The sequence below is a fragment of the Specibacter cremeus genome, assembly GCF_003946885.1.
GTDB classification, from domain to species: Bacteria; Actinomycetota; Actinomycetes; order Actinomycetales; family Micrococcaceae; genus Specibacter; species Specibacter cremeus.
This window is the reverse complement of record NZ_RWKQ01000038.1, coordinates 33,822-47,461: the sequence shown is the minus strand read 5'-3', so window position 1 is coordinate 47,461 and position 13,640 is coordinate 33,822. Positions and strand designations below refer to the sequence as shown.

General features: G+C 64.9%; 12 protein-coding genes. 7 read left to right on the top strand and 5 right to left on the bottom strand.

Going from position 1 to position 13,640, the window contains the following annotated elements:
- Positions 1 to 399: 399 nt before the first annotated feature.
- The 5 genes from EJC77_RS14570 to EJC77_RS14550 all read right to left on the bottom strand — a co-directional run bounded on the left by EJC77_RS14570 (position 400) and on the right by EJC77_RS14550 (position 4,677).
- A complete protein-coding gene (locus EJC77_RS14570; protein WP_125614080.1) occupies positions 400 to 1,122 on the bottom strand; it encodes a hypothetical protein in 723 nt (240 codons plus the stop codon).
- Between the two features lie 6 nt (positions 1,123 to 1,128).
- Positions 1,129 to 1,767 (bottom strand): hypothetical protein, encoded by a 639-nt coding sequence (locus EJC77_RS14565; RefSeq protein ID WP_125614078.1) that lies wholly within the window; start codon positions 1,765 to 1,767, stop codon positions 1,129 to 1,131.
- Positions 1,764 to 2,561 (bottom strand): TIGR04255 family protein, encoded by a 798-nt coding sequence (locus tag EJC77_RS14560; protein WP_125614075.1) that lies wholly within the window; start codon positions 2,559 to 2,561, stop codon positions 1,764 to 1,766. Before EJC77_RS14560 ends, EJC77_RS14565 begins: the two co-directional genes overlap by 4 nt.
- 166 nt (positions 2,562 to 2,727) lie before the next feature.
- A complete protein-coding gene (locus EJC77_RS14555; protein WP_240630269.1) occupies positions 2,728 to 3,723 on the bottom strand; it encodes an NADPH:quinone reductase in 996 nt (331 codons plus the stop codon).
- 45 nt (positions 3,724 to 3,768) lie between these two features.
- Positions 3,769 to 4,677, bottom strand: coding sequence for a VanW family protein (locus EJC77_RS14550; RefSeq protein ID WP_125614073.1), 909 nt, complete (start codon positions 4,675 to 4,677; stop codon positions 3,769 to 3,771).
- A 355-nt stretch (positions 4,678 to 5,032) separates the two neighbouring features.
- On the opposite strand from EJC77_RS14550, the gene EJC77_RS14545 reads away from it, so the two are divergent.
- The 7 genes from EJC77_RS14545 (at position 5,033) to EJC77_RS14515 (ending at position 13,617) form a co-directional block, all read left to right on the top strand.
- The gene (locus EJC77_RS14545; RefSeq protein ID WP_125614070.1) at positions 5,033 to 6,052 is read left to right on the top strand and encodes a proline racemase family protein; all 1,020 of its coding nucleotides are present in this window, start codon (positions 5,033 to 5,035) and stop codon (positions 6,050 to 6,052) included.
- A gap of 198 nt (positions 6,053 to 6,250) precedes the next feature.
- Positions 6,251 to 8,194, top strand: a complete 1,944-nt coding sequence (locus EJC77_RS14540; RefSeq protein WP_125614067.1) for a glycoside hydrolase family 127 protein — start codon at positions 6,251 to 6,253, stop codon at positions 8,192 to 8,194.
- Between the two features lie 51 nt (positions 8,195 to 8,245).
- Entirely contained in the window at positions 8,246 to 9,931 is a 1,686-nt protein-coding gene (locus EJC77_RS14535) for an ABC transporter substrate-binding protein (protein WP_125614064.1), read from the top strand.
- A gap of 8 nt (positions 9,932 to 9,939) precedes the next feature.
- Complete coding sequence (locus tag EJC77_RS14530; RefSeq protein WP_125614061.1) at positions 9,940 to 10,899, top strand: ABC transporter permease; 960 nt, start codon at positions 9,940 to 9,942, stop codon at positions 10,897 to 10,899.
- Positions 10,899 to 11,891, top strand: a complete 993-nt coding sequence (locus tag EJC77_RS14525; RefSeq protein WP_125614058.1) for an ABC transporter permease — start codon at positions 10,899 to 10,901, stop codon at positions 11,889 to 11,891. Before EJC77_RS14530 ends, EJC77_RS14525 begins: the two co-directional genes overlap by 1 nt.
- Positions 11,891 to 12,763: an ABC transporter ATP-binding protein gene (locus tag EJC77_RS14520; protein WP_125614054.1), complete on the top strand. Its 873-nt coding sequence runs from the start codon at positions 11,891 to 11,893 to the stop codon at positions 12,761 to 12,763. Before EJC77_RS14525 ends, EJC77_RS14520 begins: the two co-directional genes overlap by 1 nt.
- On the top strand, positions 12,760 to 13,617 hold the full coding sequence (locus EJC77_RS14515; RefSeq protein WP_125614051.1) for an ATP-binding cassette domain-containing protein: 858 nt from the start codon (positions 12,760 to 12,762) through the stop codon (positions 13,615 to 13,617). Before EJC77_RS14520 ends, EJC77_RS14515 begins: the two co-directional genes overlap by 4 nt.
- Positions 13,618 to 13,640: the final 23 nt, after the last annotated feature.

Here is a 13,640-nt window from a genome sequence, read left to right as displayed (position 1 = left end):
ACACGGCATCAAGGCACTCGACGCACTCACCCGACTCGCCACCGGCCAACCCTGGATCCCCACCACCACCTGACCAGTTACGTTCGTTTTTGGTTAAAGACTTCGGTCGTCACGACTGACAGGTTCGTCCTGGCTGGGCCGACAGCCGTTTCGAGTGCTTCTATAAATTGAAAGGTGATCTGCGTGCGGCTTATGCTAATGCGCTGAAGGCCAGTCGATTAGCCAGATTATTTCTTTTATGCCCACATTGATGTTCAGACGTAAATAGACGTTCCAATCGCTCGGATCAATTCTCCATCGTCCCGATCTCATTTTCCGATGAGGCCACCACGCGCCCTCTTGAAGGAATCAACGAACCATGCGAAACGACTTAGTGAATGACCTAGGCGTCGAGGGTTATCAGTTCTTGAGTCGTTCTTTGACTTGCTTCCGCAAGGCGACTCGAACCGTACTTCGACTTTGTGGATCCTTGAGTAGATCCTGCCAACTCATATCCCCGATATTCGAGGGACTTCTAAGCCAGTCGTGTGCTGCCCTAGTTTCAATGAGAATTTCAGCCTCATCGGCGGCGAGTTCATCGCACCATTCTTCCACTAAGTCAGCCTCTTCAAATTGCTCGCTTGTGACTTTCTGATATTCAAATGTTGGAACGATTACCCGACTATTATGATGAACCCATCGCTGAAGTAAGATATTGACGCCCATTTGGGACATGCACGCGATTCTCGTCTCTAGGCGCAACGATTCTGGCAAAACTAGTTGCGGTTCATGCAGGTGGGCGACGAAATGACCTTCCGGCTGTGCGTAAAGTTCAGGTAGCGGCATTTGTTTGAAGCGTCCCTTCCACTCGCTGGCAGGAACTAGAGAATCAGAGGCAACCACCTCGGCCACCAATAGTCGGGAAACTAGATCTACACCATTAGTGCGCAGCGCACACGGGTGCTGCAATATGAGGATCGTCTTCTTGACTGTCCCCTGGGGGCCGATGCAGGATGCATCCTCAAATATATCCCCAGTGAAGATGGGTCTAGATGCAGAAACCTCGTCGCCCCTCGCTCGGTAAAGTGCACCCCAGTTTGGTGCCTTGCCAGATCCAGGCGCCTCAAGGTCGTGGAAAGTCATGAAGGGTCAGTCCTTCATTCGAATGGACAGGTGGCCATCCTCGCCGCGAACAGTCTCAAAGGCCGTATCGTACGCGTCGCGCCATGTCGGATCGAAACTGTTCAGTGCTGCTTCGGGTTCCAAGCGTCCGCTGGCGTATTCAAGCACCACAAACGACTGGTTTGCTGCCCACAAGTCAATTGGGGTGATGGGGGCACCGTCCAGAATAGGCATCTCAAACCACGATTCGATGTCTTGGACTTTGAATTGCGATGCGATCAGGTCTTGGGCGGCCACAAGGCTAGCCAGTTTGCGGCGGTTCTCCCCGGAAACTCTTTCGCCTTTTCGCCACTTCTGGACCGCCGGAACGCTGACGCCAATCATTCGGGCAATGTCCCTCCATGCGAAGCCTTGGTCTGCAATGAGCATCAACAACTCACGAGCTCCACTCACACCACGTAGTTGAGTCCGGACCTGCCACTCATGGACAAGGCTGTTAATGTGGTGTCTACGAACATCCTCGCCGAGTAATGTCGCGCGGGTGACTAAGTTGCTGGAGGTGGCGGTATTAAGCAAGGCAGCCATGTAAGTTGGTGCCGCGGCCGAAATTAGTGTTGGATCGACTGTTACTTGAGATTGCGTTGGCGTTTGTGTTGTTTGTGTCACTTGCGGAGCACCTCGTTTCGTAAATGTTCAGTAATTGACTGCTCAAACTTTTCTCGGACGGGCTTGTGGAGCAATTCCGCAATATCTCTGATCGCTGAATCAGAGTACACGGGGACCTCAAGTTCGGGAATCCAGAAACTGTCTATGTCCAGCAGGAAGAATGGACCTGGCAAAGGCGTTGTTTTTCTTCGGAGCTCGGCGTTGGGGTCGGTGGCGAAGCCTTGGCCGGTTCCGTATCTGACGACCAGAGACCTTCCCGACTCGGGACCGTAGGCAGCGACGCCTTGCCACTCTTTAAGGGAAAGGCCGTCTACGTCGGCCGGCCCTGGACCAAGGACCGATGGCGTTAGATATTTTTGCCATTCTGGAGAGTCTTCGGTAGGTATGCGAATCTCGTCAACATAGCGCAGTCCAACTCGCTCCACTCCATCAAGCGGAGAGATTTCGTGGCGTGCGTTGCATACGAGGGCTATGAGGTCGCTGAACTCATTCCAACCAGGATATTGACTAGTCTCAACAACTACCGATCCGTTCAGAAATGATGCGGCTATTGTGTTCTTTCGATTGAAGTACTTTGGAAACTCTTCAGTACGGACCTGTGGGATTGCGGCGGACGGCCCGACTTCGATCGTGTGTTGAGTGGCCTGGCGGGAGCGCATCATGGGCAGGTGCTCCCGCAACATGTCTCTGAACGCAGCTCGTTGTGTGGCGGTCAAGGTATCGGACTCGGGATGGCGCAGCTCAAATGACACTGACACCAGCGGAGCATTGGGATAGACTTCATGCTCATTCATGTGTTGATGATACTCATACAGAAACCCAAACGGTAACCCTGATCTGTTGGGCGCGCAGATTGGTGCAGACCAAAGCACTGAGCCGGAAAGTCGTGTCCGCTCCGCATGGGGGCACTTGACCGTGTGCTGACCTCGGGGGGGGTCGCGGTCCACCCGTCGCAAGCGGTCAGGGGCGCAGCACCAGCCGGACACCGTGCACCCGACCGGATTCCAGCCGCCGGTGCGCGTCGGCCATGGCGTGCAGCGGCAGCTGCTCGATGCGCCGGGCCCGCAGCGCCCCGGCCGCCAGCAATGCGTTGACGGCGGACGCCGCCCCGGCCAGCTCCGCCACGGTGGCGTTGCTGATGGCGAAGCCGAGGATGCCGCCGTCGCGCGTGTACAGCTTGCCGACCGGCAGCGCGGCATCGGTGGCGACACCGGCCAGCACGATGATGCGCCCGCGCAGCGCCAGCAGCTCCACGGCCAGGTCCAGCCGGTGCCGGCCCGACGTCTCGATGTGCACGTCCACGCCGGAGCCGCCGGTGACGTCGCGCACGGCGGCCAGCTCGTCGTCGTACGTTTCGGAGCGGTAGTCAAGGACGACGGCGGCACCCAGCGAGCGGCAATAGTCGCCGTCCGCGGCGCTGGCCGAGGCGATGACCCGGGCCCCGGCCCGCACGGCCTGCACCACGAGGGCCGAACCGACCTGGCCGGCCGCGCCGCCGACGAACACCGTCTCGCCGGGTTGGATGTGGGCGTGCCCGTGCAGGGCCAGGTGGGCGGTGGCGCCCGGGTGCAGGACCGCCACGGCCTGCACCGGGTCGACGCCGGCGGGCAGCGGGTACAACCTGTCCGCCGGGACGGCGACGAATTCCGCCGCCGCGCCCGGCCGCCCGGCGTAGCCCATCGAGTTGGACCACACGGCATCGCCCACACGAAAGCCGGCGCCGGCCTGTTCCACGACGCCCACCAGGTCCCGGCCCACCACCTGCGGGAAGTGCAATTCGGTGGCGAAGCGCCCGCCGCGCACGTACGTGTCCACGTGGTTGACGGCCGTCGCGGCGACCCGGACCAGGACCGTGTCCGGACCGGGTGGTCCCGGGGTGGGCAGCCCGCTGTACTCGATCGTCTCCGGTCCGCCGAGCCGCCGGATGTACGCGGCCTTCATCAGTGCGTGCGCCATGGCCGCAGTCTAGACCGGGCGGACTTTGCCGGGGGAACCCGCGAGTCAGACCGAACCGTGCATGTCAGCCCGAGCGTACGGTCCGACGGGCAGCGTTCGGTCTGACTCGGCCACGAGCGTGGTGTCGGCCGCCGGCCGTATCGGGGTCTTGATGAGGCCGTGGTCATACAGTACGCGGGCATTGTTTTCCACGACGAGTTCACGGCCCAGTTCGTTGCCCGTGCGCCTGTCCCGCACGCTGCGGTAGATCCGGTTGCGCCGGTAGACGTCGGGCCCCACCGCCTGGAAGTGGGCGTCCTGTTCCTTCACATGGTATTTCACCGGCAGCGGCTCGGCGGCGCGCAGTTCCCCGCACAGGTGCTCATCGGTGAGATGGACGGAGAACTGGAAGGTGTTCTCCGTGGTGTTGCGGACCCGGTAGTCCAGGTAGTTGTACACGATCGAGGTGCCGGTGCCGAACGGGATCTGCCGGTTGAAGTCGGGGAACAGGTCGATCTCGCCATGGTGGTGGTGTTCCACGATCTCCAGCGGGCTGTGCAGCACCATCCAGTGCAACAGGTTGGTGAACTGGCACATGCCGCCGCCAATCCCGGAGTCCGGGCCGCTGTGGTTGATCGTCAGGCCCATCCGATACCCCTTGCGGGCCGTGCATCTGCCGACCAGGTGCCAGAAGGAGAACGTCTCGCCCGGACGGACCAGCACGCCGTCGATGTGGGGTGCCGCGATGGCCAGGCTGACGGCCTTGTTCTCCTGCAACTCCGCGTCCACGTTGCCGAGCTTGCGGCGGATGAGCGATTTGTGCCGGTACACGGTGACCGGCAGCCGATCATGGCCGCGGGAGGTGGCGAACCGGGTCCCGGCCACCAGATCCCGTACCGTGCGCAGCGCGATCTGCCGCTGCACCGCGATCTTGTACGTCAGCGGCGAGATCTCGCCGAACAGTCTTCTCCCCAAGGATCCCCCCATACAAATGATGACCCGACCCCTCCGGGAAGGGCGCGCCACATGTGATGACACCACACTAACCGTGCTGTGACCGGGCGGACACACCGCAGTTCCCGTGTCGGCCTCGATTGGGCTGAGACGGCCCCGGAATGGTTGACGAATTCAGGTGATATGTCATATTTTACTGAGACGGGAATGCGATCCGGCCAACACCACGTGGGGCCGGGCGTGCAGATCCGGTGGGTTGTCCCGCCACATTTGTCCTGTCAAACCGGTCCCGTCAAAGGAAATGTTGACAATGAATTTTCGAATGCCCGAGCTGATGTCCGATTCCCGCATCGTCGAAGCCTACCTGGGAGCGTAAATGGGTGTTGCTGACTGGACCGTGCACACGGTCGATTACCACACGGCCGGCGAGCCGTTCCGGATCGTGCCGGCGCCACCGGTGGAGATCCCGGGGGACACGGTGCTGGAGCGGCGCACGCGCGCGCCGGGCGGGGACGCCGACGTGTTGCGCCGGCTGCTCGTGAACGAACCGCGCGGGCACGCCGACATGTACGGCGGGTTCATCGTTCCCCCGGACGATCCCGGCGCCCATTTCGGCGTGCTGTTCTGGCACAAGGACGGCTTCTCCTCGGCGTGCGGGCATGGCACCATCGCGCTGGGCGCGTGGGCGGTGCGCAGCGGCCTGGTGCGGGCCCCAGACGACGGCGTGACGGACGTGGTGATCGACGTCCCGTCGGGCCGGGTGACGGCCAGGGTGATGACGACGGCCGGGGAGGTCTCAGCGGTCACGTTCCGGAACGTGCCCTCGTACGTGACCGCCCGGTCCGTTCCGGTTTCCACGCCGTCCTTCGGTGAGCTGGTGGTGGACGTGCTGTGGGGCGGGGCGCTGTACGCCTCCGTGCCGGCCGCCTCCGTGGGCCTGCGCGTGGACGTTGCGGACCTGAACGCGCTGATCGCCGCCGGCCGGCAGGTGAAGGCCGCGCTGGCCGGGCACCCGGCGGCCAGGCACCCGAGCGAGCCCCGGCTGGACGGCATCTACGGCACCATCTTCCACGAGGACGTCGAAGCGCGCCCCGGAATGGACGGCGCGTTGGCGCAGCGCAACGTGACCATCTTTGCCGACGGCCAGGTGGACAGGTCGCCCTGCGGCTCCGGCACCGCGGCCCGGGTGGCCGCCCTGGACGACGCCGGCGTGCTGGCCGACGGCGCCGTGCTGGACCACTTCTCCATCATCGACTCGCACTTCACGGCCCGGGTGGCCGAACGCGGCCCCGACGGCATGGTGGTCGATGTGGTGGGCACCGCTTACCCGGTGGGGGAGTGCACGTTCTCCCTCGACCCCGGTGACGAACTGGGCCTGGGCTTCGTCCTGCGCTGACGTCACCGGTGGTTGAGCTTGTCGAAACCATGACGCGGTAACTGCACTGGAACGCGCTTGCCCGCTGCAGTTACCGCGTCACAGTTGGGGAGGCGGGGGCGGGAGTGGCGCAGGCAACACGAACCCCTTGTGCCGGGGGCGAATGTGCCATAAACTTCTGTGCAATGTCACACCGTACAAGAGATTGTGATCGTTAACATGACTTCTGGGAACACCACCGTCCACCAGCCGCACGGTTCCGCGCTTCGCGCCAACGCCGTCGTCCCGGGGGCCGGCGCGCTGCGGTCCCTCGGCGCCTCGGACGTCCGGCTGACCGGCGGCCTGCTGGCCCGCTGGCAGGAGCGCAACCGGACGGCCACCATCCCGCATTCGCTCACCGAACTGCGCGGGGCCGGCAACCTGGAGAACTTCCGCATCGCAAGAGACGGCACCGACGAGGAGTACCGGGGCCGCTACCCGTTCCTCGACACCGACATCTACAAGACCCTCGAGGGCCTGGCCTATGAGCTGGCCCGCGGCGAGCAACCCGAGGTCCGGGCATTCTACGAGGAATCGGTCGAACTCATCGCCGCCGCCCAGGCCGGCGACGGTTACCTGAACTCGTACTACCAGAACATGCGCAACGGGAAGGACGCCTGGAGCGACCTGTCCTGGGGCCACGAGCTGTACAACCTGGGCCACCTCATCCAGGCCGCCGTCGCCGCCAACCGCCAGCTCGGCGACGACCGTCTCCTCAAGGTCGCGAGCGCGTTCGCCGACAACGCCTACCGCGAATTCGGCCCCGCCGGCCGCGACCAGGTGTGCGGACACCCCGAAGTCGAGATGGCGCTCGTGGAGCTGTACCGCGAAACCGGCAACCGGGACCACCTGACGCTGGCGAAACTGTTCGTGGACCGCCGCGGCCGGGGCCTGGTCGCGTTGACCCTGTTCCCGGCGGAGTACTTCCAGGACGGCCAGCCGCTGCGCGAGCTGCCGTCCGTGACCGGACACGCCGTGCGGATGGGCTACCTGGCCGCCGGTGCCACCGACGTCGCCGTGGAAACCAACGACGCCGGCCTGCTCGCCGCACTCGTTCGGCTGTGGGACGACATGGTGGCCAGCAAGCTCTACATCACCGGCGGGCTCGGAAGCCGGCACTCGGACGAGGCCATCGGCGACCGCTTCGAGCTGCCGTCCGACCGCTCCTACAGCGAAACGTGCGCGGCCATCTCCATCATGCAGTGGGGTTGGCGCATGTTCCTGGCCACCGGCGAGGCCAAATACGTGGACGTGTTCGAGAACGTCCTCTACAACGCCTACGCCGTCGGCCTCTCGGTGGATGGCACGAAGTTCTTCTACGACAACCCGCTGCAGCGCCGCCCCGACCACGAACAGCGCAGCGGGGCCGAGACCGGGGGCGAGGCGCTGCGCCGGTCCTGGTTCGGCTGCCCGTGCTGCCCGCCGAACGTGATCCGCTGGATGTCCGAACTGCAGGACTACGTCGCCGCCACAACCGCCGACTCGCTGCACGTCGCCAACTACGCGGCGGCGTCCATTACGGCCGGACCGTTCGCCGTGGACCTGCGGGCCGATTACCCGTGGGACGGAAACGTGCGCGCCGTGGTCCGCGACGCCCCGCACGAGGAGTTCACGCTGGCCTTCCGTGTCCCGGCCTGGGCGGCCGGGGCCACGGTCAGCATCAACGGCGCCCCGGCCGTACGCGCCGCACCGGGCTGGGCGGAACTGCGCCGGATCTGGCAGGCAGGCGACACGGTCGATCTGGTGCTGCCCATGGTTGTGCGCGCTCACATCTCTCATCCGCACCTGGATGCGACGCGCGGCAGCGTCGCAATCGCCCGCGGCCCGCTGGTCTACTGTGCCGAGCAGCAGGACAACGCCGCCGGCGTCGACGACCTCATCCTCGAGCCCGGGGCGCCGGCGCTGGCCCACGAACAAACCCGGGGCATCGTGCCCGGGACGGGCGACGTCGTCGTCCTCTCCCTGCCGGTGCGCGCGGCCGCCGCACCGGCCGCCGAGCTGTACCCGCTGTGGACCGAGACCGTCCGGGAGGTGACCGAGGCCCAAACGGCAACGCTTGTGCCCTACTTCCTGTGGGGCAACCGCCGGGCCGAAACCATGCGCGTGTGGCTGCGCACGGCCTAAACCGAATTTCCCGCCAGATCCGTGAAGTTCCAGCAACGAAAGCGAATGCAGATGAAGACGAAACACATTGTTCTTGGCGTGGTGCTGTCCGCGTCGCTTGCACTCACCGCCTGTGGCGGCGGGGCCAAGGTCGGCGCCGGCGCCAAAACCGGTGAACCGCAGAAGGGCGGCACCGTCAGCGTCCTGCTGAACGCCGACTACTCCCACCTGGACCCGGCCATGGGCTTTGACGGCGGCGTGAACAACTTCTACCGCCTGATCTATCGCACGCTCACCACCAACTCCACGGTGGCCGGCAAAACCTCCGAGATGGTGCCCGACCTCGCCACCGACATGGGGAAATCCTCCGACGGCGGCAAGACGTGGACGTTCACGCTCAAGGACGGCGTGAAGTTCGAGGACGGCACGCCCATCACCAGCAAGGACGTGAAGTTCGGTGTTGAGCGTTCCTTCGACCCGGCCCTGGGCATCGGCTCCCCGTACGCCCGCACGCTGCTCGATGACGGGTCCGGCTACAAGGGCCCGTACGCGGACAAGGGCAAGGACTTTGCCCCGATCCAGACACCCGACGACAAGACGATCGTCTTCCACCTGAACCAGCCGTTCGCCGACTTCGGCTCCGTGGTGGGGCAGAACTCCTTTGTGCCGTTCCCCGTGGGCAGTGGCGCCGGGACCGCCTTCGACGCCAAGCCGATCGCCTCCGGCCCGTACAAGGTGGTCAGCTACAACCGGGGCAGCGAGCTGAAGCTCGCCAGGAACACGAACTGGAGCGCCGCTACTGACACCGTCCGCAAGGCCTACCCGGACAACCTTGATTTCACGTTCGGCCTGGACGGGGCCACGATCGACGAGCGCATGCTGGCCGACCAGTCCGGCGACAAGGACGCCATCTCCGGCGGCTCGCTGCAACCGGCCAACGTCTCCCGCGTGCAGACCCCGCAGATCCAGGACCGGGCCGTGAAGACCACGGCCATCTGCACCACGTACATGGGCATGAACACCACCAAGCCGCACATGTCCGACGTCCGGGTCCGCCAGGCCATCAACTACGCCATCGACAAGTCCTCCGTGCAGACCGCCAGCGGCGGCAGCCAGCTGGCCACGATCGCGAACACCATCATGGTGCCGTCGCTGCTGGGCCGCAAGGACTTCGACCTGTACCCGAGCACCGGCAACAAGGGCGACATTGAAAAGGCCAAGGCCCTCTTGGCGGAGGCCGGTCTGTCCAACGGCTTCGACATGACCCTGGATACGCGCGGGACGCCGATGATCCAGGCACAGTCCCAGGCCATCCAGCAGTCGCTGGCCAAGATCGGCATCACCGTGAAGCTGAACGTCATCGACTCGTCCACGTTCTACGAGGTCATCGGCACCCGCTCGCAGCAACATGACGCCGCCATCACGGGTTGGTGCCCGGACTGGGCCTCGGGAGCCACGTTCCTGCCGCCAATTCTCGAGGGCAAAAACATCACCGACAAGGGCAACTCCAACCTGGCCCAGCTCAACGACCCGGCCGTCAACAAGCAGATGGCCACCATCGCCGCCATGACTGACGTCGACGCCGCCAACAAGGCGTACGGCGACTTGGACGAACAGATTATGAAGCTCGCCCCCTTGGTCCCGCTGGTCTACCAAAACGGCCTGCAGCTGACCGGTAGCAACATCGGCAAGAGCGTTATCGGTTTCAACGGCGGCGTCGACCTTGTCACCGTCGGACTGGCCAACGCGGCCAAGTAGTTCCCCACATGACCACGATGCCAACACAATTGGCCGTCGAGACCGAGGAAAAGGGGTCGCCGTTCTCTGGCGGCGGCCCTTCCTCGGCCCGCCGCGTCATCCGAACCATGCGGAAATCACCGGCGGTGCTGTTCAGCGCCGGCTTCATCGCCCTGATCACGATCATGGCGATCGCCGCGCCCCTGCTGACGCACCTCTCCGGCTGGGGACCGTACGAATACGACCCCTCCGCAGTCAACGCGGACCTGGGCGGCATTCCCAACGGCCCGCTCGGCGGCATCGGCCCCACCCACTGGTTCGGGGTGGAGCCGCAAAGCGGGCGCGACATTTTTGCCCGCATCGCCTTCGGCGCCCAGGTCTCCTTGCTGATCTCCGTCAGCGCCACGCTGCTGACCACCTTCATCGGCGTCGTCCTGGGCACGCTGGCCGGGTTCTACGGTGGCTGGGTGGACCAGGTGATCTCACGCCTGATGGATTTCCTCATGGCCTTCCCGTCACTGATCTTCATGATCGCCCTGCTCTCCGCACTGCCGGCCGGGAACCGTCCGTTCCTGCTGGTCGTGGTGTTGAGCGTCTTCGGCTGGCCGTACATGGCCCGCGTGGTGCGCGGCCAAACGATGTCCCTCAAGAACCGTGAGTTCGTCGAGGCCGCCTACGCGTCAGGGGCCTCCAGGGTGCGCATCGTGTTCCGCGAGGTGCTGCCCAACCTGACCGGCACCATCATCGTCATGGCCACGCTGTCGGTGCCCGGCTACATCGGCACGGAGGCGGGGCTGTCTTTCCTGGGCGTCGGCGTCACCCCGCCCACGGCCTCGTGGGGCCAGATGATCGCCTCGGCCGTGCCCTGGTACGCCACCGATCCCATGTATTTCTTCGTACCCGGCCTGTTCCTGTTCCTCACGGTGCTCTCGTTCACCGTGTTCGGGGATCACCTGAGCAAGGCCATTGACACCGGTGAGGCGCGCTGATGCCCGGCTACATTCTCCGGCGGCTGCTCGGCGTCGCCGTCATCCTGTTCCTTGTCAGCTTCCTGACGTTCTGCATCTTCTTCCTGCTCTCCCCGGACCCGGCCGTGATGATCTGCGGCAAGACGTGCAACCCGGCACGGATCGACCAGATCCGCGAACAGCTGGGCGTGAACCAGCCCTTCCTGGCCCAGTTCTGGCAGTTCCTGTCCGGGATCTTCGCCGGCCGGACCTACGGTGAGGGTGCCGCCGCCATCCACTGCGCCGCCCCGTGCCTGGGCTTCAGCTTCCAGACCAACCAGTCCGTGGTGGACATGATCACCGCCCGGCTCCCGGTCAGCGTCACCGTGGCCGTAGGCGCCGCCGTGCTGTGGTTGTTGATAGGCATCTCCGCGGGTCTGGTCAGCGCCATCAAGGCGGGCACCTGGTGGGACAAGGGCGCCATGATGTTCGCCCTGGGCGGCATCTCGCTGCCCAACTACTTCATCGCCCTGGTGCTGCAGTACGTACTGGTGGTCCAGCTGCAGGTCCTGCCGTTCCCGTCCACGCCGGACTTCGGCGAGGACCCGCTCTTCTGGTTCCAGTCCTACATCATGCCGTGGACGGTACTCGCGTTCGGCTACGCGTCCATGTACGCCCGGCTGACCCGGGCGAATGTGCTGGACACGCTGGGCGAGAACTTCATGCGCACGGCCCGAGCCAAGGGCCTGCCGAGTTTGCTGGTCCTGCGCCGGCACGCCCTGCGCCCGTCCCTGACGCCCATCGTGACGCTGTTCGGCATGGACTTCGCCGGGCTGCTCGGCGGGGCGCTGATCACCGAGACGGTGTTCGGCCTCAACGGTGTCGGCAAGCTGGCCGCCGATTCGATCGGCAAGAACGACCAGCCGGTCATCATGGCCGTGACCCTGATGGCCGCCTTCTTCGTGGTCGTGGCGAACGTCGTCGTCGACCTGTTGTACGCGGTGCTCGACCCGCGAGTGAGGGTGAAATCCTGATGAACCGAACAGAGTCGAAAGCAAGGGACGACGGCGGTGCGCTGCTTGAGGTGCGCGGGCTCACCGTCACGTTCGGCACGCCCCGCGGCGACGTGGACGTGGTCAGGGACCTGTCCTTCACGGTGGACCGGCGCCAGACGCTGGGCATCGTGGGGGAGTCCGGCTCGGGCAAGTCCATGACCAGCCTGGCCGTCATGGGGCTGCTGCCCAAGGGTGCCACTGCGTCCGGCAGCATCCGGCTCGATGGCGTGGAAATCCTGGGCAAGTCCGACGCCGCCCTGCGCAAGTTGCGCGGCAACAGCATGGCCATGGTCTTCCAGGACCCGCTGTCCTCGCTGAACCCCTACTACACCGTGGGCCTGCAGATCACCGAGGCGTACCGGGCGCACCACAACGTCAGCCGCAAGGCCGCGCGGGCCGTGGCGATCGAGGCCCTGGACCGGGTGCGCATCAAAGACCCGCACCTGCGGATCGACCACTACCCGCACCAGTTCTCCGGCGGCATGCGCCAGCGCATCATGATTGCGATTGCGCTGTGCTGCGAGCCGGACCTGGTCATCGCCGACGAACCCACCACGGCCCTTGACGTCACCGTCCAGGCGCAGATCCTCGAACTCATGGCCGACCTGCAGGCCGAGACGGGCACCGGCATGATCTTCATCACCCACGACCTGGCCGTGGTCAGCCAGGTGGCGCAGGACGTGGTGGTGATGAACGGCGGCGTGCAGGTGGAGGCCGGCAGCACCGAGCAGATCTTCTCGGCCCCACAACACGACTACACGCGGGCGCTACTGGCCGCCATCCCGCGCCTCGACGACGACCTGGAGGAACTCAAGATGGTCGGCGACTTCCGGACGGGGGCCACCCGATGAGCGCGGGCGAACCGCTGCTCGAGGCCCGGAACCTGGTCAAGGAATTCACCACCAACACCGGTGGTGTCCTGTCGGGCAAGAAGCGCGCGTTCCGGGCCGTGGACGACGTCAGCTTCGCCGTCGGGCGCGCCCGCACCGTCGCCGTCGTCGGCGAATCCGGGTCCGGGAAGTCGACCACCGCGCGCATGGTGGCCCGGCTCATGCCCGCCGACGGCGGCAGCGTCCTGCTCGACGGCGAGGATGTCACGCACGGCACCGGCGCGGCGCTCAAGCACTTCCGCAGCCAGGTGCAGGTCGTGTTCCAAGACCCGTTCTCCTCGCTGAACCCCCGGCACACCGTGGACCGCATCATCACGGCACCGCTGGACTACCAGGGCATGGGCGTCCCGGGCGGCAAGCGGCAACTCGTCAAGGGGCTGATGGAACGGGTGGGACTGAACCCGGACCACAGCGGCCGCTACCCGTCCCAGTTCTCCGGCGGCCAGGCGCAGCGCATCGGCATCGCCCGGGCGCTCGCCGTCAAGCCGAAGCTGCTCATTTGCGATGAGGCCGTGTCAGCCCTCGACGTCTCCGTTCAGGCGCAGGTGATAAACCTGTTCAAGAGCCTGCAGGCCGAGGACGGGTACTCGATCATCTTCATCGCGCACGACCTCGCGGTGGTCCGGCAGATCGCCCACGACGTGGTGGTCATGAACCGTGGCGCCGTGGTGGAATCGGGCACCCGGGACGAGATCTTCGACAACCCAACACAGCCATATACTCGGTCCTTGTTGGCGGCCATCCCCACCATCAATCCGGAGTGGGAAGCGCGCCGGCGCGTGAATGAACAGCGAGAGAGGGCAGCACTGACGTGATTGTGAGCCAATACATCATTCCC

What these genes read in the sequence shown, in the direction of transcription:
- EJC77_RS14570 (WP_125614080.1), bottom strand. Translation starts at nt 1,122, where the DNA reads ATGACTTTCCACGACCTTGAGGCGCCTGGATCTGGCAAGGCACCAAAC.
- EJC77_RS14560 (WP_125614075.1), bottom strand. Translation starts at nt 2,561, where the DNA reads ATGAATGAGCATGAAGTCTATCCCAATGCTCCGCTGGTGTCAGTGTCA.
- EJC77_RS14555 (WP_240630269.1), bottom strand. Translation starts at nt 3,723, where the DNA reads ATGGCGCACGCACTGATGAAGGCCGCGTACATCCGGCGGCTCGGCGGA.
- EJC77_RS14545 (WP_125614070.1), top strand. Translation starts at nt 5,033, where the DNA reads ATGGGTGTTGCTGACTGGACCGTGCACACGGTCGATTACCACACGGCC.
- EJC77_RS14540 (WP_125614067.1), top strand. Translation starts at nt 6,251, where the DNA reads ATGACTTCTGGGAACACCACCGTCCACCAGCCGCACGGTTCCGCGCTT.
- EJC77_RS14535 (WP_125614064.1), top strand. Translation starts at nt 8,246, where the DNA reads ATGAAGACGAAACACATTGTTCTTGGCGTGGTGCTGTCCGCGTCGCTT.
- EJC77_RS14530 (WP_125614061.1), top strand. Translation starts at nt 9,940, where the DNA reads ATGACCACGATGCCAACACAATTGGCCGTCGAGACCGAGGAAAAGGGG.
- EJC77_RS14525 (WP_125614058.1), top strand. Translation starts at nt 10,899, where the DNA reads ATGCCCGGCTACATTCTCCGGCGGCTGCTCGGCGTCGCCGTCATCCTG.
- EJC77_RS14520 (WP_125614054.1), top strand. Translation starts at nt 11,891, where the DNA reads ATGAACCGAACAGAGTCGAAAGCAAGGGACGACGGCGGTGCGCTGCTT.
- EJC77_RS14515 (WP_125614051.1), top strand. Translation starts at nt 12,760, where the DNA reads ATGAGCGCGGGCGAACCGCTGCTCGAGGCCCGGAACCTGGTCAAGGAA.